This window comes from Streptomyces sp. NPDC101490 (assembly GCF_044767145.1).
GTDB lineage: Bacteria > Actinomycetota > Actinomycetes > Streptomycetales > Streptomycetaceae > Streptomyces.
Map to the genome: position 1 here is coordinate 561,597 of NZ_JBIWNI010000003.1, position 23,738 is coordinate 585,334.

The 23,738-nt window shown below is 74.1% G+C and carries 23 protein-coding genes and 1 other RNA gene; 12 read left to right on the top strand and 12 right to left on the bottom strand.

What is annotated here, in order from left to right:
- Window positions 1–248: 248 nt before the first annotated feature.
- The 3 genes from ACIRQY_RS10125 to ACIRQY_RS10135 all read left to right on the top strand — a co-directional run bounded on the left by ACIRQY_RS10125 (window position 249) and on the right by ACIRQY_RS10135 (window position 2,960).
- Entirely contained in the window at window positions 249–560 is a 312-nt protein-coding gene (locus ACIRQY_RS10125; protein WP_403923460.1) for a hypothetical protein, read from the top strand.
- 226 nt (window positions 561–786) lie between these two features.
- Complete coding sequence (uppS, locus tag ACIRQY_RS10130; RefSeq protein ID WP_403923886.1) at window positions 787–1,470, top strand: polyprenyl diphosphate synthase; 684 nt, start codon at window positions 787–789, stop codon at window positions 1,468–1,470.
- Window positions 1,470–2,960 (top strand): oxygenase MpaB family protein, encoded by a 1,491-nt coding sequence (locus ACIRQY_RS10135; RefSeq protein WP_403923462.1) that lies wholly within the window; start codon window positions 1,470–1,472, stop codon window positions 2,958–2,960. Before uppS ends, ACIRQY_RS10135 begins: the two co-directional genes overlap by 1 nt.
- A gap of 83 nt (window positions 2,961–3,043) precedes the next feature.
- Here the strand turns inward: ACIRQY_RS10135 and ACIRQY_RS10140 are convergent, their stop codons facing one another.
- On the bottom strand, window positions 3,044–3,367 hold the full coding sequence (locus tag ACIRQY_RS10140; protein ID WP_351779814.1) for a nuclear transport factor 2 family protein: 324 nt from the start codon (window positions 3,365–3,367) through the stop codon (window positions 3,044–3,046).
- Between the two features lie 250 nt (window positions 3,368–3,617).
- On the opposite strand from ACIRQY_RS10140, the gene ACIRQY_RS10145 reads away from it, so the two are divergent.
- The gene (locus ACIRQY_RS10145; protein WP_403923465.1) at window positions 3,618–4,055 is read left to right on the top strand and encodes a hypothetical protein; all 438 of its coding nucleotides are present in this window, start codon (window positions 3,618–3,620) and stop codon (window positions 4,053–4,055) included.
- 116 nt (window positions 4,056–4,171) lie between these two features.
- Here the strand turns inward: ACIRQY_RS10145 and ACIRQY_RS10150 are convergent, their stop codons facing one another.
- Window positions 4,172–4,633 (bottom strand): VOC family protein, encoded by a 462-nt coding sequence (locus ACIRQY_RS10150; RefSeq protein WP_351779819.1) that lies wholly within the window; start codon window positions 4,631–4,633, stop codon window positions 4,172–4,174.
- Between the two features lie 433 nt (window positions 4,634–5,066).
- Between ACIRQY_RS10150 and ACIRQY_RS10155 the strand changes: the two genes are divergently transcribed.
- On the top strand, window positions 5,067–5,588 hold the full coding sequence (locus tag ACIRQY_RS10155) for a DUF1203 domain-containing protein (protein ID WP_403923467.1): 522 nt from the start codon (window positions 5,067–5,069) through the stop codon (window positions 5,586–5,588).
- 130 nt (window positions 5,589–5,718) lie between these two features.
- Window positions 5,719–6,864 (top strand): Fic family protein, encoded by a 1,146-nt coding sequence (locus ACIRQY_RS10160; protein ID WP_403923469.1) that lies wholly within the window; start codon window positions 5,719–5,721, stop codon window positions 6,862–6,864.
- A gap of 145 nt (window positions 6,865–7,009) precedes the next feature.
- Here ACIRQY_RS10160 and rnpB read toward each other — a convergent pair.
- Window positions 7,010–7,408: RNase P RNA component class A (rnpB, locus tag ACIRQY_RS10165), an RNA gene on the bottom strand.
- 77 nt (window positions 7,409–7,485) lie between these two features.
- Between rnpB and ACIRQY_RS10170 the strand changes: the two genes are divergently transcribed.
- Together ACIRQY_RS10170 and ACIRQY_RS10175 are read left to right on the top strand one after the other, a co-directional pair.
- Complete coding sequence (locus tag ACIRQY_RS10170; RefSeq protein ID WP_403923471.1) at window positions 7,486–8,316, top strand: MerR family transcriptional regulator; 831 nt, start codon at window positions 7,486–7,488, stop codon at window positions 8,314–8,316.
- A complete protein-coding gene (locus ACIRQY_RS10175; protein WP_403923473.1) occupies window positions 8,313–9,173 on the top strand; it encodes a hypothetical protein in 861 nt (286 codons plus the stop codon). The genes ACIRQY_RS10170 and ACIRQY_RS10175 overlap by 4 nt, the downstream gene beginning before the upstream one ends.
- On the opposite strand, the gene ACIRQY_RS10180 is transcribed toward ACIRQY_RS10175, so the two are convergent.
- Window positions 9,118–10,560 (bottom strand): RNB domain-containing ribonuclease, encoded by a 1,443-nt coding sequence (locus ACIRQY_RS10180; protein WP_351786525.1) that lies wholly within the window; start codon window positions 10,558–10,560, stop codon window positions 9,118–9,120. The genes ACIRQY_RS10175 and ACIRQY_RS10180 overlap by 56 nt on opposite strands.
- Before the next feature lie 314 nt (window positions 10,561–10,874).
- On the opposite strand from ACIRQY_RS10180, the gene yaaA reads away from it, so the two are divergent.
- Window positions 10,875–11,642, top strand: a complete 768-nt coding sequence (gene yaaA / locus ACIRQY_RS10185; RefSeq protein ID WP_403923475.1) for a peroxide stress protein YaaA — start codon at window positions 10,875–10,877, stop codon at window positions 11,640–11,642.
- A 241-nt stretch (window positions 11,643–11,883) separates the two neighbouring features.
- Window positions 11,884–12,525 carry a bifunctional 4-hydroxy-2-oxoglutarate aldolase/2-dehydro-3-deoxy-phosphogluconate aldolase gene (gene eda / locus ACIRQY_RS10190; RefSeq protein ID WP_403923477.1) on the top strand — a complete coding sequence of 214 codons (642 nt, stop codon included), beginning with the start codon at window positions 11,884–11,886 and terminating at the stop codon, window positions 12,523–12,525.
- A 45-nt stretch (window positions 12,526–12,570) separates the two neighbouring features.
- Here eda and ACIRQY_RS10195 read toward each other — a convergent pair whose 3' ends face one another.
- The 5 genes from ACIRQY_RS10195 to ACIRQY_RS10215 form a co-directional block, all read right to left on the bottom strand.
- The gene (locus ACIRQY_RS10195; RefSeq protein WP_403923479.1) at window positions 12,571–13,398 is read right to left on the bottom strand and encodes a GNAT family N-acetyltransferase; all 828 of its coding nucleotides are present in this window, start codon (window positions 13,396–13,398) and stop codon (window positions 12,571–12,573) included.
- 52 nt (window positions 13,399–13,450) lie between these two features.
- Window positions 13,451–15,160, bottom strand: coding sequence for a bifunctional RNase H/acid phosphatase (locus ACIRQY_RS10200; protein WP_403923481.1), 1,710 nt, complete (start codon window positions 15,158–15,160; stop codon window positions 13,451–13,453).
- Window positions 15,160–15,903, bottom strand: a complete 744-nt coding sequence (locus ACIRQY_RS10205) for a C4-type zinc ribbon domain-containing protein (RefSeq protein ID WP_351786592.1) — start codon at window positions 15,901–15,903, stop codon at window positions 15,160–15,162. The genes ACIRQY_RS10200 and ACIRQY_RS10205 overlap by 1 nt, the downstream gene beginning before the upstream one ends.
- Entirely contained in the window at window positions 15,900–16,718 is an 819-nt protein-coding gene (locus ACIRQY_RS10210) for a Nif3-like dinuclear metal center hexameric protein (protein ID WP_351786511.1), read from the bottom strand. The genes ACIRQY_RS10205 and ACIRQY_RS10210 overlap by 4 nt, the downstream gene beginning before the upstream one ends.
- A gap of 560 nt (window positions 16,719–17,278) precedes the next feature.
- Window positions 17,279–18,316 carry an ABC transporter substrate-binding protein gene (locus ACIRQY_RS10215; protein WP_403923483.1) on the bottom strand — a complete coding sequence of 346 codons (1,038 nt, stop codon included), beginning with the start codon at window positions 18,314–18,316 and terminating at the stop codon, window positions 17,279–17,281.
- Between the two features lie 263 nt (window positions 18,317–18,579).
- Between ACIRQY_RS10215 and ACIRQY_RS10220 the strand changes: the two genes are divergently transcribed.
- Window positions 18,580–19,755 (top strand): hypothetical protein, encoded by a 1,176-nt coding sequence (locus ACIRQY_RS10220; RefSeq protein ID WP_403923485.1) that lies wholly within the window; start codon window positions 18,580–18,582, stop codon window positions 19,753–19,755.
- Between the two features lie 50 nt (window positions 19,756–19,805).
- Entirely contained in the window at window positions 19,806–19,940 is a 135-nt protein-coding gene (locus ACIRQY_RS10225; RefSeq protein WP_351786503.1) for a hypothetical protein, read from the top strand.
- Window positions 19,941–20,192: 252 nt separating this feature from the next.
- Here the strand turns inward: ACIRQY_RS10225 and ACIRQY_RS10230 are convergent, their stop codons facing one another.
- From ACIRQY_RS10230 to ACIRQY_RS10240, 3 genes are all read right to left on the bottom strand, one after another.
- Window positions 20,193–21,137, bottom strand: coding sequence for a 3-oxoacyl-ACP reductase (locus ACIRQY_RS10230; protein WP_351786500.1), 945 nt, complete (start codon window positions 21,135–21,137; stop codon window positions 20,193–20,195).
- An 11-nt stretch (window positions 21,138–21,148) separates the two neighbouring features.
- Complete coding sequence (locus ACIRQY_RS10235; protein WP_351786497.1) at window positions 21,149–22,225, bottom strand: Zn-dependent alcohol dehydrogenase; 1,077 nt, start codon at window positions 22,223–22,225, stop codon at window positions 21,149–21,151.
- 151 nt (window positions 22,226–22,376) lie between these two features.
- Entirely contained in the window at window positions 22,377–23,249 is an 873-nt protein-coding gene (locus ACIRQY_RS10240) for a MaoC/PaaZ C-terminal domain-containing protein (protein ID WP_351786495.1), read from the bottom strand.
- Window positions 23,250–23,738: the final 489 nt, after the last annotated feature.

Here is a 23,738-nt window from a genome sequence, read left to right on the forward strand (position 1 = left end):
CCGGGACCGATTCAGGTCGGCTCGGTCGCCGGACCAGGCTGACCGGGCGTACCGGCGAGACCGGACGACCGGCCACACAGACCGCACAGACCGCACAGACCGCACAGACCGCACAGACCGCACAGACCGCACAGACCGCACAGACCGCACAGACCGCACAGACGAGACTACGGCGGGCCCCTGGGCCCGGGCCCGCACGCCCCCGGGCCGCCGCGCGCGCTCCGAGTCGCCGGTGGTGGGATGGCTCCATGCGACCCGAACACTGCGTGACCAGGAATCACATCGAGGTGTGGAACAACCGCGTGCTGCCGCCGGGACCGGCGCGGATCGGGTTCTGGACGGTCCTGCGCGGCTCGCTCCTGCCGGCGCTCCTCTGGACCGGCGCCCTGTGCCTGGTGTACGTGGGTTACGGCGTCCTCGTGGGGGCGGTTCTCACCGCGCTTCTCCCGACGCCGTTCCTCGTCGGTTTCGGGCTCCGCCGCAGGGCGGGGCACTCGGTCCGCTGCGCCGCCTACGGCGCGCTCGGCGGAGTCCTCGACACGTCCATGTGCGGACTCTGAGACCTCACCGCGCGGGACCTCTCGACCGGACGTACGCGCCAAGGGTGAAGCTCGTCGTCCCTCGCCCCCGGGGCCGTCCCGCGCTGCCACAATCCCGTCCGGGTGGGGGCGCGCGAGGGCGGGGGCGGTCATGGCGGAACACGGCGGCGCGCACGGACGCGCCGGGCGCGACGGAGCGGGCGGGCGGCCGGGGCCGCGCGCCGTACCCCGGCACGTGGCGTGCGTGATGGACGGCAACGGGCGCTGGGCGCAACGCCGTTCGCTGCCCCGCACCGAGGGTCACCGGGCGGCCGAGACCACGGTCATCGACGTCGTCGAGGCGGCCAGGTCCGCCGGTGTCGAGTGGCTGAGCCTGTTCGCCTTCTCCACCGAGAACTGGACCCGCCCCGACGACGAGGTGGACCAACTGATGCGCCTGGTGCGCCGGGCGGTCCGCAGGCACGCGCCGCTGCTGCTCGCGCGCGGTGTCCGATGCCGGTTCCTCGGAGTGACGGATCCCCGCGTCCCGCGTGAACTGGCGCGCGACTTCGCCGACCTGGAGACGCTGACCGGAGCCAACCGGGGCATGACGCTGACCGTCGCCTTCGACCACGGCGGACGGCGGGACATCGTCGAGGCGGCCCGCTCTCTGATCCGCAGCGGAACACCGGCCGAGGCCCTGACCGAGGACCTCTTCGCGGCCCATCTGCCATTCCCCGACACCCCGGACGTGGACCTGGTGATCCGTACCTCCGGCGAGCAGCGCATCTCGAACTTCATGCTCTGGCAGGTCGCCTACGCGGAATGGCTCTTCCCGCAGGTTCTGTGGCCGGACTTCCGCGCGGCGCACTTCGCCGAGTGCCTGCACACCTACGCGCGACGGGACCGCCGCTTCGGCGGCGTCCCGTCCCGACGAACGGAGACCGAGTGATGCCGACCCGTACCGAAGCCCGCGCGGACGGGCCGCCCCTGTTCGGACCGGGCTCGCAGTTCGACGCGCTGTTCGACGATCCCCGGTGGGCGCTGGCGATGGTCCGCGCGACCGTCCTGGAGGCGGCGCACCCGCAGATCGGCGCGGCCCTGACCGACAACTCGACCTTCGTGGCCCATCCTTGGCGCCGCCTGCGGAACACCTTCCTGAGCATGCGGCGGATGTTCGGCGCCGACGAGGAGGTGCGGCGGCGGGAGGCGGCGCGGCTCAACCGGCTGCACGCCCGGATGGCCGGGAGCGACGCCCTGGGCCGCCCGTACGACGCCATGGACCCGGGCGCGCGGGCGTGGGTGACGGCGACGCTGTTCGAGAGCGCCGTCACCATGTTCCGGATGAGCGGCCAGCCGATGGCGCAGGAGACCATGGAGCGCCTGTACGCCGAGTTCCTGGCCTTCCACGCCTCGATGGGCGACGGCCCCGGGCACCTGCCGGAGGAACTCCACGACTTCTGGCCGTACTTCGACCGGACCGTGGAGGAGGTGCTGGCGGACACCGAGGCGGCCCGCGTCATCCTGTACCGGCTCTTCGACCACCTTCCCGTACCGGCGCTGCTCAGCGGGATGCCGACGCTGTGGGCGGCGGGCCGGTCGCTCGCCGGGCCGGTCATCGGCACGCTCACCGTCGCGTCCCTGCCGGAGTCGTACCGGCGGCGCGCCGGGCTGCCGGAGACGCCCGGCGCGCGGACCCTGATGCAGGGCGCCTACGTCGCCGCCGGGCTGGCCCGCTTCCTGCCGGACGGCTGGCTGCGCGCCGAGGCGGTCATCGAGCTGCTCTCGCTGTCGCCGGAGAGCGACGACCCCCGGGTCCGGGCCGTCACCGGTCTGCACGAGCGGGTGAAGCGGGCCGGGGCCCTGCTCCGGCTCGTCGCCCCCTTCGCCCCGGCGGGCGGGGAACCGGGGCCGGTCCCGGCGGCGGGCGGGCCCGCGCGGACGGGGGGAACGGAGGAGGGCGTACGGCGTTCGGCGGAGGAGTTCTTCCGGGAGGTCCTCGACCAGACGGGCGACGGGTACCTCGACTGGCCCGATCTCGCCGCGATGGCCCGTGAACTGGCCACCCGGCTCGACCTGGACGAGCCCGAGGAGACCCGGCTCTACCAGGCCTTCGCCGACTGGTGGCGCGAACTCCAGACGGCCCTCGACACGGACGGCGACGGACGGATCAGCGCCGGGGAGTACGCCGTGGCCGTGCCGTCGCTCGCGGGGCCCGCCCTCGTCCGGGTCGCCGAGGTCCTCTTCGACGTGACCGACGCGAACGGCGACGGGACCATCGACGCGGACGAGTACCGGGCGCTGTTCCGTACCGCGTTCCACCGCGACGACTCGGCCGCCGGGGGCACGTACACGCGCGCCGCCTTCGTCCGCGACTTCCTGTCCTTCATGTCCGCGCGCCGCCGGACGACGACGTACGACCCGCTGCTCGCGGACGGGTGACGGGCAGGCGGACGGGCAGGGGGCTGGGGACGGGGGTGCGGCGGCGAGGCCCTGAGCTGGGGCGGGCGGGGCGGGGCCGTCCGTCAGGCCTGGCCCGTCTCGAAGCGGGCGACGGCGCCGTCGGTGACGGTGAAGCGCCAGCTGGTCCGCATCTCGCCCCAGGTGTCGTTGCGGTAGAGGGCGACGAGTTCCAGACCGCCGTCCGCCTCGGACTCGATCTCCATGTGCCCGCCGGAGGAGAACACCTCCCGCTCCGTCCACTCCGCCAGGTCCCGGTCGGACCCGTCGTCGGACATGGTCGCGCCGGGCGCCAGGGCGCTCCGGAAGGCCGCGCGGTCGTTGGCGTTGAGGGCCGTGACGAAGGCGCGTACGGCGGGATCGCTGAGCTGGTCCACGGGGATGGTCATGCCCCAGCCGTACACCGCACCGGACCCAGGACGCGCGGCACGCGCCGAGCGGCCCCGGCGGGCTGCCCCGGATGACCGACATCGACGGCGGCACCGACGCCGACGCCCACGAACCGGAAGGCGGGCGGAGGCGTCCCCTCCCCGGCGACTTCTCAGCGCCACACAGCCTATGACCTGTGTGTTCACCGGCCCTTCGGGGGCCCATGGGGGCAGGGTGCGGGTATCGGCCCCGTGAACCCCAGGAGGAGAGATGCCGAAGCCCGGCAAGATCGTCAAGCTGTACGCGAAGGGCGCCCCGGTCGGGGTGGACGGCGAGGCCCTCATCGCCTGTCCCGACGATCCGTCCCGTGCGGTGGAGTGGCTGATGACCTGGGAGGACGACGGTTTCCGCCTCACCGCGAAGGGCACGGAGGGAACTGTCGTCGCGGAGGGCACCGACCGCGCGCCCGTCACCGTCCGGCCCGACGACTCCCCCGCCTCGGTCTGGCGCCTCCAGCGGGTGGACGCCGAGGGCGGCGCGACCACGATCACCTCGCTGGACGGTCTGCGGGACGGGACGTACACGATCGACCAGAACGGTCTGGCCCTCGGCCGTGACCTGTTCGAGGACCGGTCCGCGCTGCCCAAGCGGATCTTCGTCCGCACGGACGACCGCGACGCCCGGTGGACGGTCGAGGTCCTGGCCTGAGGAAGACCCGTAGGGGCGTACGGGTCCCCGCTCCGTAAGGGATGAGGGACCCTTACGGGGAGGGGACCCCGTAAGGGACGGCGGAGCCCGAGCGGTACGGAGGTGCCGAAGCCGCCTCAGTCGAGGCAGAACTCGTTGCCCTCGGGGTCGGCCATCACGAGGAATCCGGCACTCATCGGCGGCGCGGGATCGAAGCGGCGCACCCGGGTGGCGCCCAGCGCGACGAGCCGTTCGGACTCGGTCTCCAGGGCGGCCATCCGCTCCTCCCCGGTGAGCCCGGGAGCCGCGCGGACGTCGAGGTGGACGCGGTTCTTGGCGGCCTTGCCCTCCGGCACCTGCTGGAAGAACACCCGGGGCCCCTGCCCGTCCGGGTCCTCGATGGCGGACCGGGTGTTGCGCTGGTCCTCCGGGACGCCCATCCGGCCGAGGAAGTCGTCCCAGGCGGCCAGCGGGTCGGCGCCCTCGGGCAGTTCCACTCCGGGCGGTCCGGGATGCGCGTAACCGAGCGCGTCACGCCAGAAGGAGGACAGCGCCCGGGGGTCGTGGGCGTCGAAGGTGACCTGGAAAGCACGGCTCATCAGGGGGGCTCCGTTCGGGGCGGTCGGGTACGGGGAGGAACGGCGGGCGGCAACCCTGAGGGGGTCGGCCCGCGTCCCTGACCTCACCCTGACAGGGAAGGCGGACAGCACCGGTCCGCCTTCCCCACGTCTCTGCCAGAGCGCGCCCATGGGCGGAACGGCGACGGCGGACGGGGCACGACCGGAACGGGTATGCACCCTCCTCGGGCCGCTCCAGGGCGCAGGAGGTGGCCGGGCTCCGGATCTGCCCGATCGGCTCGGGGTGACGCCCCCGCGCGGTCCGGCGCGGTGCCGAACGGCTCCGGACCCTCGGGCGCCCGGTGCACGCGGGTCAGGCGTCGGCGGCGGCCACCGGCGGCGGAAGGGTGACGGCCCGGAGCGCGACGTCCGAATCACGCCAGCGGACGGAGCGGCACGGCGGGAGCCTGAGGGCATGAGCACCGAGACCGTACCCCTGACCACCACGTACACGGCCCGCCCGATCCCCGCCGGGGCCCTCGCCGAACTGCGGACGACCGACGACGCGGGGCGGGCCTGCGCGCCGTACACCGCGCCCGAGGGCGGGGAGCCGCTGCGCTGCTGCCTGCGGCGCGCGGAGCGGGGCGAGCGGATCGCGCTCGTCTCGTACGCCCCGCTGCGCCGCTGGGCGGCGGAGACGGGCGCGGAACCGGGGGCGTACGACGAGCAGGGCCCGGTCTTCGTCCACGCGGCCCCCTGCGGGGGCCCGCAGCCCTCGGGGACGTACCCCTTCGCCCACGCGGGCGCCCTCCGCGCCCTCCGCCGCTACGACCCGGCGGGCCACATCACCGGCGGCCGTCTCCTCCACCTCGCGGACGACACCACGAAGCCCCTGGACGAAGCCCTCACGGAAGCCTTCGAAAACCCGGAGACGACCCTGGTCCACGTACGGGCGGTGGAACACGGCTGCTTCCTCTTCGAGATACGCCGTCCCTGACATCGCCCCTGGCGTCGGCCCCGGCACGGGGCTGACGAAAAAGGGATCAGGCGTTGCCCAGTGCCACGATCAGGCACCTCACTCCAGTCACGAGCATGATGCGATGACACCGTATGGGTATCATTGCATCATGCTGTACAAGACACCTCGGCTCTCCAGCGCCGACCATCACGTCCTGACCGAAGTCGCCGAGATGCGTCGCGCCCTGCGTGACGCTGTGCAGCAAGCGCCTACCAAGTGGACCCTCGATCTGCGCCGCCACCTGACCGCTTCGGCCATCGCCGCTTCCAACACCATCGAGGGGTACAAAGTCGACGCTCTCGATGTCGCCGACCTCATGGACGACGCGCAGGAGAAGGTGAACGTCACCGAGGCAAACCGCGCCGAGACCGTCGCCTACCAGCAGGCCATGACCTATATCCAGTCACTCCACGGCGCCCCCGATTTCGAGTACAGCAAGGGCCTCCTCAACGCGCTGCACTGGATGCTGCAGGGCCATCACCCTCGCAGGCTCGCCGGGCAATGGCGTCGGGGCCCGGTGTTCATCACGGCCGTCGGCGACCCCCACGCCACGGAGTACGAGGGTCCCCACGAAGACGATGTGCCCGCGTTGATGGGCGAGTTGATCGACTGGCTCAACACCGGCGACCTCGACGCCGACCCACTCGTCCGCGCCGCGATGGCCCACTTCAACCTCGTGAAGATCCACCCGTGGGTCGACGGCAACGGCCGGATGTCCCGTTCCCTGCAGACCCTCCTCATCGCCCGAGAGGGCGTCCTCGCCCCCGAGTTCTCCTCCATCGAGGCTTGGCTGGGCATGCCCGGCCACACCTGGGACTACTACAAGGTGCTCCGCGAGGCAGGAGGCCCCGTCTACAGCCCGGCACGGGACGCCGCCCCCTGGGTGCGCTTCAACCTGCGCGCCTATCACGAACAGACCCAGAGCGTCCGGCACCGCGTGAACCGTTCCAACCGGTGCTGGATCCAGCTCGACGAGCAGCGCGAGACGCTCGACGTCACCGAACGCCAGATCACCGCCTTGCACGAGGTCGCCGTAACCGGCCGGGTACGCCGCTCCCGCTACGAGAGGGCGGAAGGAATCAGCGAGCAACAGGCCCAGCGCGACATGCAGCACCTGATGCGCGGGAACCTGCTGACCCCGGTCGGCAACACCAAGGGACGCCACTACGTGCCCGGCTCCCGCTACCCGCAGAACGTTCTGGCCACAGCCGCCGCACGCCACACGATCCGCAACCCCTACGAGAGCATCGGCTGACACCGCTCCATGGCTGCCATCATGGCTACTCACATGTCCGCGAGGGCCGGTTTCAACCGGTACGGAACGGGGCTGCGGCGCTGGGCGCCGCTACACAGAAAAACCCTCTGACCTGGGGTTTCCCTGGCCAGAAGGGCCTGGGCGGCAGACGAGTCGGGCTGTACGCCGGGTTCTGTTCCCCGGGACCTCGCGGTCGTCGGGGTGACGGCCATCCATCTAGGGCCGACGTTGCCGTCGGCCTCCTGCGGTCTACCCGCGGACTCGGGCGAGCAGCCCTCGGACATCCGCGCAGGGACACCGGGGTGTCCCCTCTTGACCTTGCTCCGAGTGGGGTTTACCTAGCCGCCTGAGTCACCTCAGGCGCTGGTGGTCTCTTACACCACCGTTTCACCCTTACCTGGGACCGAAGCCCCCGGCGGTCTGTTTTCTGTGGCACTGTCCCGCGGGTCACCCCGGGTGGCCGTTAGCCACCACTCTGCTCTGTGGAGCCCGGACGTTCCTCGGGGAGATCCTGGGATCTCCACGCGGCCGCCCGCCCGGCTCGTCTGCCGTGCCGACCATGCTACCCGGCACACCGGCCTCGCTTGACCCTGCCGCAGCGTCAGGGTTTCTACTGGGGTCATGCGCATCGGCGAGATCGCCGCGCTGGTCGGGGTCACCCCCCGGGCCGTGCGGCACTACCACCAGTCCGGGCTGCTCCCCGAGCCCGCCCGGCGGGCCAACGGCTACCGGGACTACGGCGTCCGCGACGCCGTCCTGCTCGCCCGCGTCCGGCGGCTGACCGAACTGGGCCTCGGTCTCGACGAGGTCCGGGCGGTCCTCGCCGACGACGAGGGACGCGGGCTCGTGGACGTCCTCCAGGGGCTCGCCGACGACCTCGCCCGGCAGGAGGCCGTCATCCGACGCCGCCGCGAGCGCCTCGGCGTCCTCCTCGACGAGGCCCGTGCCGGGCGGCTGCCCGCCGACGGGCCCCTGTCTCCCGAGCTGGCCGCCCTGCTCGCCCGGGCCGGCGAGCTGCCCGACTCCCCCATGGCCGCGAAGGACCGCGAGATCCTGGTCCTCCTCGACGTGGTCGTCCCCGAGGACGAGCGGGCCCGGCTGATGGGCCTCATGGCGGGTGCCGCCGAGCAGGCCCGTGAGGTGTACCCGCTGCTCGACGCCCTCGCCGACGCCGATCCCGGCGACCCCCGGGTCGCGGAGGCCGCCCGGGCCCTCGCCGCCTGCCTCCCCGACGAGCTGGGCGTGGAGATCCCCGAGCCCCCCGGGGCCCCTGGTACCTCCGGGGCCCCTGGTGCCTCCGGGGCCCCTGGCGCTCCCGGCGCCTCCGGCCCCTACGGGTCCCCCGGTGACTCCTTCGCCGACGCGCTCTTCGAGGACCTCGCCCCCGCCCAGTCCGCCGCCGTGCGGCTCGCCGTCCGGCTGGTGGCGGAGCGCCGGGACGGACGCGCGTGACCGGCCGGGGGGCGCGCGCCCGTTCGGTCCGGTTCCTGCGGCCCTTCGCGTACGCCGTGCTTCCCTGCGAGGTCCTCCTCGTCGGCTGTGTCGTCGCGGGCGTCTCCGTGCCCCGCCCCCTTCTCCTCGCGGCCGAGCTGCTCGTCGTGGCGCTGCTGCTCGCCGAGGTCCTCGCCTGGCTGCGGCTGCGGCGGCGCGGGCTCGGACGGCGGGAGGCCCTCGCCGAGCTGGTGCCGGAGCCGGTGCTGCGGCTCGTGGCGCACGAGCTGCGCCTCGCCGCCGGGCTCGGGCGCTGGGTGGCCCGCAGGCCGCACGGGACGGCCGGGGCGGACGGGGTGTTCCCGCACGCGCGGGACCAGGCCGCCCTCATGTACGGCTTCGCGTTCGTGTGCGTCGTCGAGACCGTCGGCCTGTCGTTCCTGCTCGCCCGCTGGCCCCTCGTCCACACCGTCGTCCTCGTCCTGGACGTCTACACCGTGCTCTTCGTCCTCGGGCTGCACGCCGCCTCCGCGACCCGGCCGCACACCCTGACCGGTGACGTGCTGCGGCTGCGGCAGGCCGCGCACGTCGACGTGCGCGTGCCGCTGGACCTGATCGCCTCCGTCCGCCACGAGCCGCTGTTCTCGCACGAGAAGGCCGACGGCGAGCTGAACCTCGCCGTCGGCTCGCAGACCTCCGTCACCGTCGAGCTGACCGGACCGGTGGACGCGCCCCGGCTGTTCGGCGCGCCCCGGCCCGTACGGGTCATCAGGGTGCACGCCGACGACCCGCGCGCCCTGTACGGGGCGCTCTCGGGGGCGCTCACGCGGGCGCGAACAGCACCTTCGCCGTCCCCGGGTCCGCCTCCGCGAGTCTGACCCGCAGCCACTCCCCCAGCGGCAGGCTGGACGTACCGCCCTCGATGCGGGCGACGACCGCCGGATCGTCCAGATGGACGGTGCCGACGGCCGGTTCGCGTTCCTTCACGTCGATCACGTACGCGTCGAAGATCTCGCCGACCCGCCCCCGGAGCAGTGCCGCCTCGACGATGTCGACGCTCTCCCGCTCGACGGTGTTGGCGCGGCGGGCCCCGGTGGCCATCTCGCCGGGCAGGGCGGGCAGCGCGGCTCGTACCCACTCGGGCGGTTCGTCGCCCGCGACGGCGGCGACGCACAGCTCGCCCGCGTACCGGTCGACGAGCCTGCGCAGCGGCGCGGTGCAGTGGGTGTACTCGTCGGCGACGGCGGCGTGCACGGCGGGGGTGGGGACGCGGCCGTCGGTGAAGACGGTGTATCCGGCGCCGCGCAGCAGCGTGGTGCACTCCTGGAGGAAGGCGGCCTGCCGGGGGTCGGTGGGGTCGGCCGCGCGGACGACCTCGGCGTACGGGACGTGGTGCGGCCAGTCGACGCCGAGGGCCCGCGCGGAGCGGCGCAGCCGGGCGACGGCGCCGTCGGGCGCGGTGGGGAGGGTGCGCAGGATGCCGGTCCCGGCGGCGGTCATGAGGTCGGCGGCGGCCATGCCGGTGAGCAGGGAGATCTGCGCGTTCCAGCCGTCGGCGGGGAGCGGGGCCCGGTAGGCGAGGGTGTAGGTGTGGTCCCGCTCGACGATCTCCTGTTCGGGGACGTTGAGGGAGATCCCGCCGCGTTCGACTTCGAGGGCCTCGCGGAGGCGGCCGATGTCACGGAGCAGCGCCACGGGTTCCTCGGCGGTGCCGGTGTCGATCCGGCGCTGCACCTCCGCGTAGTCGAGTCTGGCCCGGCTGCGGACGAGGGCGCGGCGGACGTCGGTGGCGACGCGGCGGCCCTCCGCGTCGAGGTCGATCCGCCAGAGCAGGGCGGGGCGGGGTTCGCCCGGGAGGAGGCTCGCGGCGCCCTCGGAGAGGACGGCGGGGTGGAGGGGGACCCTCCCGTCGGGGAAGTAGAGGGTGAGGACGCGGCGGTGGGCCTCGGCGTCCAGGGCCGAGCCGGGGGCGACGAACGCGGCGACGTCGGCGATGGCGTAGTGGACGCGGTAGCCGCCGTCCGCCCGGCGGGCCAGGTGGACGGCCTGGTCGAGGTCGGTGGAGGACGGGGGGTCGACGGTGAAGAACGGCAGGTCGGTGGCGTCGTGCGCGGGCAGTCTGGGTGCCTTCGCGGCGGCTTCGGCCTCGGCGAGGACGGCGGGCGGGAAACCCTCGGGGATCCCCAGCTCGGTACGGAGTGCGCGCAGGGCGGCCCGCAGCGGAGCCTCGGCTGCGCCGGTCACGTGGATGTGGCGGCGGGGCATGGACCGAGCGTATGGGGAGGGGGGACAAGGGGCATCCCGTAGGGGCTTGCCCCCCGGGGGACCGAACCCTTGAGGGGAGGGTGCGGGCGTCGGCCCCCGTAGGGGAAGGGTGCGGGCGTCGGCCCCCGTAGGGGAAGGGTGCGGGCGTCGGCCCCCGTAGGGGAAGGGTGCGGGCCTCGGCCCCCTTACGGGAAGGGGCCCCGGGCCGATGCCCTGTGGGATGGGCCCGGTGACGTTCGGGCGGGCGTCCCGTACCTCGTACGCTGGCTTCCGGGGCCGCACCCCCATCCCCGTACCGACGAAGGAGAACCACCGTGCTCGTGCTGTTGCCGCCCTCCGAGGGCAAGGCCTCCTCGGGGCGCGGGGCGCCGCTCAAGCCGGAGTCGCTGTCCCTGCCGGGGCTCGCGGAGGCGCGGGCCGCCGTCCTGGACGAGCTGGTCGAGCTGTGCGCGGCCGATGAGGAGAAGGCCCGCGAGGTGCTCGGGCTGAGCGAGGGCCTGCGCGGCGAGGTCGCCAAGAACGTGGAGCTGCGGACGGCGGGCGCGCGGCCCGCCGGGGAGGTCTACACCGGCGTCCTGTACGACGCGCTGGGCCTGGCGAGCCTGGACGCGGCGGCCCGCAAGCGGGCCGGGCGGTCCCTGCTGGTGTTCTCGGGGCTGTGGGGCGCGGTGCGGGTGACCGACAGGATTCCGTCGTACCGCTGTTCGATGGGGGTGAAGCTGCCGGGGCTCGGCGCGCTGTCCGGGCACTGGCGGACGGCGATGGCCTCCGTGCTGCCCGAGGCGGCCGGTACGGGCCTCGTCCTGGACCTGCGGTCGGCCGCGTACGCCTCGGCGTGGAAGCCCAAGGGCGAGGTGGCCGGGCGGACGGCGACGGTGCGGGTGCTGCACGCGCCGACCCGGAAGGTGGTCAGCCACTTCAACAAGGCGACGAAGGGGCGGATCGTGCGGAGCCTCCTGGAGGCCGGTGCGGAGCCCGCGTCGCCCGGGGAACTGGCGGGGACCCTGCGGGAGCTGGGGTACGTGGTGGAGGACGGCGGGAAGCCGGGAGCGCTGGACGTACTGGTGGACGAGATCCACTGACGAACGGTCCGCCGTGGCGACCGTCCCGTCCGATGACCGGCACATCCGATGACCGAACCATCCGGTGGCCGGTCCGCCCGGCGACGGTCCCGCCCGATGGCTGGCCCGACCGGCGATGGTCCCACGCGATGACCGGTCCACCCGGCGACCGGTCCGCCCGGCCGTCGACCCTCCCTCACATCCGTTGCACAGAACGCAACGTGCGTTGCGGGTGGCGCTCGGGGTGGGCAGGATGAGGGGCATGACGAGTGTGTTCGACCTTGCCCCGGAAGCCCCCGTCGTCCCCGTGGTCGTGATCGAGGACGCCGCCGACGCCGTGCCCCTCGCCCGCGCCCTGGTCGCGGGCGGCCTGCCGCTCGTCGAGGTCACCCTGCGCACCCCGGCCGCGCTCGACGCCGTACGGGCCATCGCCGCCGAGGTGCCGGACGCGGTCGTCGGCGCGGGCACGGTCGTCTCGGCCGCCGGGGTCGCGGACGCGGTGCGCGCCGGGGCCCGCTTCCTGGTCACGCCCGGGTGGACCGGGCGGCTGCTCGGCGCGCTGCGGGAGTCGGGGGTGCCGTTCCTGCCGGGCGTGTCGACGGTCTCCGAGGCTGTCGCGCTCCTTGAGGAGGGCGTGGAGGGGATGAAGTTCTTCCCCGCTGAGGCGGCGGGCGGCGTCCCGTACCTGAAGTCCCTCGCGGGGCCGCTGCCCCAGGCCCGGTTCTGCCCCACCGGCGGCATCTCCGCCGCCTCCGCCCCGGGCTATCTGGCCCTGCCGAACGTCGGCTGCGTCGGCGGTACGTGGATGCTGCCGCCCGACGCCCTCGCCGCCCGCGACTGGGCCCGGGTGGAGTCGCTGGCCCGCGAGGCGGCGGCGCTGCGGACGCCGTCCATCGGTCCCTAGGGCGGGTGTCGAGAGTCCCGGCTGCCTGGCGACGCCTGGCGCGCCCTAGGGGGCGGTGAAGACCGCGCTCAGGTGGTCCGTCACCGGGCGGTAGCCGAGGCGCCGGTAGAGCCCGTTGCTGGTGGGGTTGGCGAGGTCGGTGAAGAGCAGGACCTGCTCGGTGCCCGTGGCGAGGGCGGTCCGGGTGACCGCCGTGGTGACGCCCGCCGCGTACCCCCGGCCGCGCTCGGCGGGCGGGGTGTAGACCAGGTGGACACACGCCTGGCCCTCCAGGGTGCGGGAGACGGCGGCCATCGACACCGGGTGTCCCCCGGGGTCCTCCCAGAGCAGGAGCCTGCCCTCGGTGACGCGTTCGGTGACCGGCCCGGTGAGGTCCCTGGCGTCGGGGTCGTCCCCGATGTCCCGGGCGAACTCCCGCGCCCAGCCGGTGGCCAGGGGTACGTCCTCCGGACCGGCCACGCGCGCGCGTCCCACGGGCTCGGGGTCCGGCGGGACGAGGGTCCCGAGCCGGAAGAGGCGCAGCCGGACGCCCGGCGCCCAGGACCGGCCGGTGGCGCCCGCGAAGGCGTCCGCGAACGCCTCGACGGGCCCCGTCTCGCCCCGTACCTCCGTCGGCGCCTCCCCCGGGCCGTACGGCAGTACGGAGGCGAGGGCGCGCGCCGCCGCCACGGTCACCGCCCCGAGGAGGGGCACGCACGGCGGGGCCACCGCGACCGTCCCGGTGACCCGCCCGTCCGGATCGGCCCACCAGCCGAGCCGGACGGCGCGGTCCATCAGGGTGAGCACGGTGGTGTTGCGGGCGGGCTCGGCGGCGAGCAGCGGACCGGCGGCGGCGCGGAAGACGGCCGGGTCCTCGGTGAAGTACCAGGTCATGAACGGCGATGGTGGTACGGGGACGGGCGCCGCGCCAACCCCTTCGCAGGGGCTATCTCAGATGGGACGTGTCGTTGAGGAGGCGGACGGAGGCGTTGCCGTCGCCGTAGTAGGCCACGGCGGAGATCGAGGCGGCCGACAGTTCCATCCGGAACAGCGACTCGGGCGGGGCGCCGAGCGCGAGCCTGACCAGGGTCTTGATCGGCGTCACATGGGTGACGAGGAGGACCGTGCGGCCCGCGTGGGCTGCGGTCAGCCGGTCCCGGGTCGCGGCGACCCGTCGGGCGACGGTCGCGAAGCTCTCGCCGCCGCCGGTCGGGGCGGCCTTCGGTGAGGCCAGCCAGGCGTCGAGGTCCTCCGGGTACCGCTCGCGGACCTCGCCGAACGTGAGGCCCTCCCAGGCACCGAAGTCGGTCTCGCGCAGGCCCTGTTCTACACGGACGTCGAGCCCGAGCCGGGCGGCGACGGCGGCGGCGGTCTGGCGGCAGCGGGTGAGCGGCGAGCTGACGATCTCCTGGACGGTGCCGCGCGCGGCGAGGGCCGCAGCGACGGCCTCGGCCTGCCGCAGCCCGGCCGCCGAGAGCTCCGGGTCGGTGCCGCCGCTGCCCGAGAACCGCTTCTCGGGCGTGAGCGCGGTCTCGCCGTGCCGCAGCAGCACGAAGGTGGCGGGAGCCCCCATGTCGGGGCCACCGGACCAGCCCTGCCGGGGCGCGGTCGCGGCGGGGGCGTCGGAGGCGGAGGTCAGGGGCGGGGCGTCGGCTACGGGGCCGTGGCCCGGGGCGGAGGTGTCCTGAACGGAGGAGCCGGGGGCGGCGGAGGCCCCCGGTGCCGACGCGTCCAGTGCGGTCAGATCCCGAGCGGAGTCGTCCCCGTGCGTGCGGGCCGATGCCGGTACGGAGCCGGGCACAGCCCCCGAGGCAGGTGCGGGGGCCCGGCCCGACGGGGAAGCCCCGCCCGACGTGGTGAGCCTGTCCGACGCGGTGAGCCCGCCCGGCCCAGGGGTCTCGTGGGCGCGGTCCGCGGCTCCCGTTCGGGCCGCCGCTCCCGCCGCCGCCTCGAAGTCTCCCGAGTCCGGGAGCAGCATGTCGGGGGCGAACAGGCCGTCGTCCGGGGCGGTGGGCGCGGTGGAGGGCCGGGTGCCCGTACCCGTGACCGGCGAGGCGTCCGTACGCCATGCCGACCCCGACCCCGACCCTGACCCCGATCCCAGCCCCGGTGCCGGTGTCGTGGCCGTCAGGGCTGCTCGGGCGCGGGCCGCGCCCGCCGCCTGGTCGCCGGGCGGGCCCGACGGGGGCGGGGCGGCGGCGTTGCGGGCGGCCTGGGCGTCGCTGGACGACGGGGTCCACCGCTCGCCGCGCTTGGCCGCGTCCATCGCCTCGTTCGCGAGCCGGTCCGCGTGCTTGTTGCGTTCGCGGGGGATCCACTCGTAGCGGACCCGGCCCGCGGGGAAGATCCGGCCCGCCTCGGCGGCCAGCGGCTTCATGTCCGGGTGCTTGATCTTCCAGCGGCCGGACATCTGCTCGACGACCAGCTTGGAGTCCATCCGGACGTGCACGTCGGCGTCCGGGAACAGGTCCCTGGCCGCCTTCAAACCCGCGATCAGGCCCTTGTACTCGGCGACGTTGTTCGTCGCCACACCGATGTGCTCGGCCGTCTCCGCGAGCGTCTCGCCCGTGGCCGGGTCGAGGACGACGGCCCCGTAACCGGCGGGCCCGGGGTTGCCCCGGGAGCCGCCGTCCGCCTCGACCACGAGCGCGCGCATTACAGGCCGGACTCCGAGGTGCGGACCAGGATGCGGCGGCAGTTCTCGCAGCGCAGGACCGTGTCCTTGGCGGCGGCGCGGACCTCGTTCAGCTCGGTGATGTTGAGCTCGATGTGGCAGCCCTCGCACTTGCGCTGGTAGAGCCGGGCCGCGCCGACGCCACCCTGCTGCTCGCGCAGCTTCTCGTACAGCTTCATGAGGTCGGCGGGGACGGCGCCGGCGACGACCCCGCGCTCCTTGGTGACGCCCTCGGCCTCGGTGTCGAGCTGGTTCTGGGCGGCGTCGCGCCGGGCGGTGGCGTCGTCGGTCTTCGCCTGGACGGCGGAGACCCGCTCGGTCAGCTCGGCGATGCGCTCCTGGACGGACTCGCGGCGCTCCATGACCTCCAGGACGATCTCCTCCAGGTCGCCCTGGCGCTTGGCGAGCGACACGATCTCGCGCTGGAGGCTCTCCAGGTCCTTCGGGGAGGACACGGCGCCGGAGTCCAGTCGCTGCTGGTCGCGGGCGGCGCGCTGGCGGACCTGGTCGACGTCCTGCTCGGCCTTGGTCTGCTCGCGGCCGCAGTCGCTCTCCTGGGTCTGCGCGGCGACGAGCAGGTCGCGCAGCTGGGTGAGGTCCTTGGTCAGCGACTCGATCTCGGCGTGCTCGGGCAGCGAGCGGCGCTTGTGGGCGAGCTGCTGGAGGCGGACGTCCAGGGCCTGGACGTCGAGGAGGCGGATCTGGTCGGCGGGCGCGGCGTTCAGTTGGGGGCTCCAGGAGAGGTGTGGTGGGAGGACCAGGGGTCGGTGACCGTCTTCGAGACGTGCACGCGGAGGTCCCAGCCGTGGCGGTCGGAGATCTCGTCGAGCTGGGCGGCGGCCTGCTCGCACCAGGGCCATTCGGTGGCCCAGTGGGCGGCGTCGACCAGCCCCAGCGGAGACCGCTGGGTGGCCTCGGAGACGGGGTGGTGGCGCAGGTCCGCGGTGAGGAAGGCGTCCACGCCCGCGGCCCGTACGGCGTCGAAGAGGCTGTCGCCGGAGCCGCCGCTGACGGCGACCCGGCGCACGGTCATGTCGGGGTCGCCCGCGACCCGGATGCCCTGCGCGGTGGCGGGCAGCCGCTTCGCCGCGCGGGCGGCGAACTCGGCGAGGGTCTCGGGGTGGTCGAGCTCGCAGATCCGGCCGAGGTTGTTCTCGGGGACGAGCGGGCCGGTGACCCGCAGGTCGAGCGCTCCGGCGAGGGCGTCGGAGACGCCGGGATCGGCGGTGTCGGCGTTGGTGTGGGCGACGTGGAGGGCGATGTCGTGCTTGATCAGGGTGTGCACGACCCGGCCCTTGAAGTGGCCGGCCGCGACCGTCGTCGTACCGCGCAGGTAGAGCGGGTGGTGGGTGACGACCAGGTCGGCGCCGAGGGCGATCGCCTCGTCGGCGATCTCCTGGACGGGGTCCACGGCGAAGAGGACACGGGTGACCTCGGCGTCGGGGTCGCCGCAGACGGTGCCGACGGCGTCCCACGATTCGGCCCGCTCGGGAGGCCAGAGGGCGTCGAGCGCGGCGATGACTTCAGACAGACGGGGCACGGGGAAAGGCTACCTGTCTCCTCTTTCCGCCCGCACCGGTGCGGGTCCCGCCGGGCGGCGGGGGTCTTCCGGGCCCGCGCCGGCCGGGGCGGCCCCCCAGGGCCGGACGGCCCCTCGCGGGGCCCGGAGCCGCCGCCGGAGACGCCTTTGGCACCGGTACGGGTGTCCCGTAGGGGCCCGGAAGCCAGAGGAGCCCTGGTACGGGTCTCCCGGCGGGCGTGGAATGCCGTAGGGGCGGTACGGGTCTCCCGGAGTGGGCCCTGAACCCCTGGGGATCCGGGACCGGGCCTCCCGGAAGGGGCGGAACCCGTAAGGGTCCGGCCTGCCCGGCTGCCCCGGCGGCCGCGATCCGCAAGCGGTCCCTGATGCCGCAACGCCCCGGGAGGCTCTGGCACGGGAGGCCCCGGCACCGCGCCGCACCCCGACGGGTCCACGCTGTGACGGGGGGCCAGGCCCGGCCGCGTACCCGGGACCGTCTCCGGGGAAGGGCCAGGCACCCCGCCCCGGCGGCTCGGAGCTCGGGGACTCGGGGGCTCCGGGGCTCCGGAACTCCGGAACTCCTACTTCTTCACGAGGTCCGCGCGCAGGTCGTCCAGGACGCTGTTCGCGGCGGTCACGCCGAGGCCCAGGTACCAGGTCTCGTCCGGGACGTCCTTGGCCTGGCCCGCCTTCACGGCCTTGAGGTTCTTCCAGAGCGGGTTGGTCTGGGCGGTGTCCTTCTTGGTGGCCTTGGCGTCGCCGTAGACACCGGTGAAGATCCAGTCGGCGTCGGCCTCGTCGATCTTCTCCGGGCTGATCTCTGCGGCCAGCTCGTCGATCTGCTGGTTCGCGGGCCGGGGCAGGCCGGTGTCCTCCAGGATCGTGCCGATGAAGGACGCCTTCGCGTAGAGGCGGATCTTGCCGGGGAGGTAACGGACCATGGAGACGGTCGGCTTGTTCGGGCCGATGTCGGTGCCCAGCTGCTTCGCCTTGGTCTCGTACGCGGCGAGCTTGCCCTTGGCCTCGGCGGTCTTGTCGAGCGCGGCGGCGTTGAGCAGGTAGTTCTCCTTCCAGGTGAAGCCCGGACGGATGGAGAACACGGTCGGCGCGATCTTCGACAGTTCGTCGTACTTGTCGGCGGCGCGGAGCTGGCTGCCGAGGATGAGGTCGGGCTGGAGGTTGGCGATGGCCTCCAGGTTGAGGTTGTTGATGGTGCCGACGGACTTCGGGCTCCCGGCGTCCTTCGCGAGGTAGCCGGGGATGCCCTCGTCGCCCTCGGCGGGGGCGTAGCCGACGGGCTGGACGCCGAGGGAGACCACGTTGTCGAACTCGCCGACGTCGAGGACGACGACCCGCTTGGGGGCGGCCTTCAGCTCGGTCTTGCCGAGGGCGTGGGTGAGGGTGCGCGGGAACTGTCCGGCCGACGCGTCGGTGCCCATGGCGGCGGTCTTCGCGGCGGCGTCGCCGAAGTCCTTGCCGCCGGTGGCGACGTCCTTCTTCTTGGCCGTGTCGGGCTTGTCGGCGGCGGCGTCGCCCCCGTCACCCCCTCCGCAGGCCGCGAGGGAGAGCGCGGCGGCGAGGGCGACGACGGTTGCGGTGCCTCGGCGGCGGAGGGACATGGTGAGGGCTCCTGTACGGGTCCTGGCGGGGATGCGGGCGCGACCTCGTGGCAGTCGGCGGGCTCCGGCGCGGACGGACCGGGCGGAGCCGCAGACTCCGTTTAGGTTCGCCTTACCTTACTCACCGCGGCTCACTCCAGCACAAGTGCCCCCCTCGGCTCAGTCGAACCGCCCCCGGGCCACCCTTATGTGTGAAGTGACCCGTCTCGTGTTGTTCGGCTGGGAGTGCGAAAACTAGCTTCGTCGCCGGAGGTGACGAGTCGATGACAGCGTGTGCCATCGAGACCACGGTCCAGAACGGCGACCACCACGGGGTACGTCCCGGGGACGCCGACCGGCCGACGGGGTTCACGATCACGGCGAACGGCGCGTACGCGGCCAGGCTCGCGAGCGCCGGGGACGCCCTGTACGCGGAGCGGTGGACGCTCGACGGCCCGGAGCCGTACGCCGTGCCGCTGCCCCTCGCGCAGCCGGAGGAGCCGGGCACCCCGCTGCTGCCGCTCGCGGACGGGCGGGTGCTGGTCGCCCGCCGGGTGGACGGACGGCGGAACACGTTCTCGCTGCTCTACCCCACCGGCCCCGCCACCGGTGAGCTGCGGCTCGGCTCGGTCGACGCGCCCGGTTCCGAGCGGCTGGTGCTGCTGCCGCCCGCGCCGGACGGCGTCCGCGCGTACGCGATGTGCGTCGGCCCGGAGACGACCACGCTGTGGCTGGTCACGGGCGGCACCTTCGGGCCCGAACGGGTGGCGGAGGTCCCGGGGCGGTGCTCGGGCGGGGTGTGGCTGGACCGTACGGGCCGGATACTGGCGCTCGACCGGCGGCTCGACGGCGGCCCGGTGAAGACGGTCACGGTGGACCTGGAGCGGGGCGGCGAGGTGACGCCACTGCTCCAGATCACCGAGGGGAGCGACGACCGGCTGCTCCTCGCGGACCCGGACAGCGGGCTGCTCCTGATCCGTTCCGACGCGCCGTCGCCCGGCAGGGACCGGCTCGGCTGGGGGGTGCTCGGGAGCCTGCTGCCGGTGCGCTTCCCGGAGTGCCTGCGGATGGACGACGCGGTGGTGACGCCGTTCGCGGTGCAGCCGGGGCAGGCGCTGGTGCCGGAGAGCTGCGGGGTGGCGCTGCGGATCGACGGGGCGGGCGGGAGCTGGGTGGGGACCTGGCAGCCCGCGTCCCGGCGGATGGGACAGCTGGCCGCCCCCGTGGGCTGGCTGCCCGGTGCGGGCCTGTGGACGCCGGAGGGCGTGCTGCGGCTGCCGTACGCCACGCCGGGGACGTCGTGCGGTCTCGTGGACGTGGAGGCGCCGCCGGAACCCCCGGCCGGCACCGGGTCGGGGCAGGGTGCGGGGCCGACGGGGGCGGTGGAGGAGGAGCCCCGGGTGTGCCGTCCGGTGCCGCTCCAGCAGGCACCGCTCACGGACCGCAGGCCGGCTGGCTAGAATCGCGGGCTGCACCAGCACGACCGATGTCAAACGGGGTGAGTTCGACCATGTCGCAGAACAGCACGGACGGTCAGGAGCCGAACGGCTCGGGCAAGCACCGCGGGGACGCCGCGCCGCCGGAGGACTCCGCGTCCTCCCCGCACGGCCGTCACCGCCGCGAGCCCGAACCGCAGTCACACTGACCGCGTTCCACCGGCCGCCGCGAGCGGTACGACGAAGGGCCCCGGGTCTCCCCGGGGCCCTTCGTCCGTCCCGGCGGCACCCGATGGCGGGGGCGGGGCCCTTCGTCGATCCCGGCGCCACCCGATGCCGGGGGGGGCGGGGTCCTTCACCGATCCCGGTGGCACCCGATGGCGGGGGCGGGGTCCTTCGTCGATCCTGGCGGCACGGGCGGCACGGGGCGTCCCTTCCCCGCGCCGCCCGCGCCCACCGCGTCAGTCCTTCTTCAGGCCGAGCACCTCGGTCGCGGCGAAGGTCTCGTTCGCCGGGCGGGCCGCGTAGTGCGGGGTCAGCAGGCCGTCCAGTTCCTCGTACGTGAACGCCTCCTTGGCCGTGTCGAACTTGGCCGACACGCGCGGCCGGTCGACGAGCGCCACCATCCCGCCGTGCACGACGAGGAGCTGTCCGTTGACGCCCGCCGCCGCCGGGGAGGCCAGATAGCCGACCAGCGGGGCCACGTGCTCCGGCGACAGCGGGTCGAGCTCGCCCGCCTCCGGTTCGCCGAAGCCCGCGAAGACGTCCTCGGTCATCCGGGTCCTGGCCCGGGGGCAGATCGCGTTGACGGTCACCCCGTAGCGGGCGAGGGCGGACGCCGACGAGGTGGTGAGGCCGACGATGCCGCCCTTGGCCGCCGCGTAGTTGGGCTGTCCGGCCGAGCCCGCGAGGAACGCCTCGGAGGAGGTGTTGACGATCCGGCCGTAGACGCCGCTCTCCCCCGCCTTGGCCCGGCCCCGCCAGTGCGCGGCGGCGAAGTGGGTGGTGTTGAAGTGGCCCTTGAGGTGGACGCGGATCACCGAGTCCCACTCGTCCTCGGTCATCGAGAAGACCATCCGGTCCCGCAGGATGCCCGCGTTGTTGACGAGGACGTCCAGTCGGCCGAACTCGGCGACGGCCAGGCCGACCAGGGTCCGCGCGGTCTCGAAGTCGGCGACGTCGCCGAGGTGCGCCACCGCCCGGCCGCCCGCCGCGCGGATCTCGGCGGCGACCTCCTCGGCGGGCGCGGCGGAGGCGGCGCCCGAGCCGTCGCGGCCGGGCTGCCCGTAGTCGTTGACGACGACGGACGCGCCGAGCCGGGCGAGTTCCAGGGCTTCGGCGCGGCCGAGCCCCCGGCCCGCGCCGGTGACGATGGCGCTGAGTCCTGCCAGCGGAAGGGTGGTCATCCCGGTCTCCCTCAGATCTCGATGCAGGTGCGGAGCGCGACCCCGGTGCGCATCTGCTCCAGGGCCTCGTTGACGCCGGAGAGCGGGACGCGGTGGGTGATGAGCGACTCCAGGTCGATGCGTCCGGCGCGCCAGAGCGCGATGGTCCGTTCGTACGAACGGAGCACGTCCCCGCCGCCGTACATGGAGGGCAGGACGCGCTTCTCGTCGAAGAACAGCTCGAACATGCTGAGCTGGAGGAAGTCGTCGAGGGCTCCGGCGCCGACGACGCAGAGGGTGCCGCCGCGCCGGGTGGTCTCGTACGCGGTGCGGGCGGTGGCGGACCTGCCGACGACCTCGAAGACGTAGTCGAAGCCCTCGCCGCCGGTGATCCGCTGCTTGGCGTCGGCGAGGGCGTCGGGGGCGACGGCCTCGGTGGCACCGAAGCGGAGGGCGGCCTCCCGGCGGGACTCGACGGGGTCGACGGCGACGATCTGGGCGGCGCCCTGGAGCTTGGCGCCCTGGATCGCGGAGATGCCGACGCCGCCGCAGCCGATGACGGCGACGGAGGAACCGGCCTCCACCTTCGCGGTGTTGATGGCGGCGCCGAGTCCGGTGGTGACGCCGCAGCCGATGAGGGCGGCGATGTCGAAGGGCACGTCGTCGGGGATGGGGACGGCGCAGCCCGCGTCGACGACGACCTCCTCGGTGAAGGTGCCGGTCCCGGCGAAGCCGAAGACGTCGCCGCCGGGGCGCCGGAAGTTGGGGGTGCCCGCGTTCATGAATCCGGCCAGGCACAGCTGGGTCTGGCCGCGCTTGCAGGCGGGACAGTGCCCGCAGGAGGGCAGCCAGCAGAGCAGTACGCGCTGGCCGGGGGTGAGCCCGGTGACGCCGTCGCCGATGTCGAGGATCTCGCCCGCGCCCTCGTGGCCGGGGATGAAGGGGGCGGGCTGCGGGAGGACCCCGCTCATCGCGGAGACGTCGGAGTGGCACAGGCCGGTGGCCCGGACCCTGATCCGGACCTTGCCGGGGCCGAAGCCCACCGCCTCGACGTCGTCGAGGACTTCCAGTTTGTCCTGGCCGATCTCGTGCAGTACGGCTGCGCGCATGGCGCTGCTCCCCTCGGTCGAGGTGGTGGCGGGGCGGGTGCGGGGTGGTGGAGCGGGAGTGCGGGTGGCCGGGAGTCCCGGTGTGCGCGGATACGGGTGTCCGTGGATACGGGTGTCCGTGGATACGGGTCTCAGGGGCCGGGTGTCCGGGTCAGGCGTGTTCGACGACCGTGTCGGCGAGTACGGGCGCGTCCTCGCGCTCCACCGCCGTGACGGTGGCCTGGACGCGGCCCTCCTCGGCCCACATCCGGATGCGCAGGGTCTCGCCGGGGAAGACGATCCCGGCGAAGCGGGTGCGGTAGGCGCGGACCCGGCCGACATCGCCGTCGAGCAGGGTGTCCACGATCGCCTTGAGGGTCATGCCGTAGGAGCAGAGCCCGTGCAGGATGGGCCGGTCGAAACCGGCGAGCTTGGCGAACTCGGGGTCGGCGTGGAGCGGGTTCCAGTCGCCGGAGAGCCGGTAGAGCAGGGCCTGTTCCTCGCGGACGGGACGTTCGGCGGTGGCGTCGGGGGCGCGCTCGGGGACCGCGAGGCGTACGGAGGGGCCCCGGTCGCCGCCCCAGCCGCCCTCGCCCCGCACGAAGATCTGGGCGTCGCTGGTCCACAACGGCCCCTGCTCGTCGGCCACTTCGGAGCGCAGGACGAGGACGGCGGCCTTTCCCTTGTCGTACACGGCGGCGACGCGGGAGGTGGAGACGGCGCGGCCGGAGACGGGGACGGGCCGGTGGAGGGTGATCGACTGGCCGCCGTGCAGGACGGCGGTGAGGTCGATGTCGATGCCGGGCGCGGAGAGGCCGCCGACGACTCCCATGCCCGCGCCCGCGACGGTGGCGAAGCTGGGCAGGACGTGGAGCCGGGACTCCAGGGTGTAGCGGAGTTCGTCGGGGTCGGTGGCCGGGTCCGGCTTTCCCTGGTGCGCTCCGGCGCCGAGGCCGAGGTGGTAGAGCTGGACGTCCTTGTGGTCCCAGGTGATCTCGGCGCTGCGGGGTTCGGCGGCGACGGCCTGGGCGGGGTCGATCGGCATCGGGCTGCTGCTCCTCGTGGCGGGGAAGACCTCGGCACGGCCGTCCGCACCGTCGGCCGCACCGAGGCCGTGCGGGGACCGTCCCGTACGCGGCCGTTCTAGAACGCGTTCTAGGTCGGTGGATCCCATGTATAGCCCAGCCCGGGAGAGTTGGGAACCCTCCCCGCGCACCACACCTGACGATACGTCAGCTGACTCGCCCCGGGACATTCGTCACCGCCGGGTCCGTACGCGCGGGCCCGCCCGGCGGCGCGCCGGATTCGTGGCGTCGTACCCATGAACGGACCTCACGCACGTGAGGACGGACCGCGCGCGGGTCGCGGACATCGAGGGCGTCGCCCGGCGGGCGCCCGCCGGGATCCGCGAGGCCGTCACCGGCTACCGGGAGGTCGGCCTCGCCACCGACCGGGTCGGGCTCTCCGTCACCGACGACGGGCGCGGGCCGGCGGACGGGCCGCCGGGCAGCGGGGCCCCGCGAGCGGCTCGCGG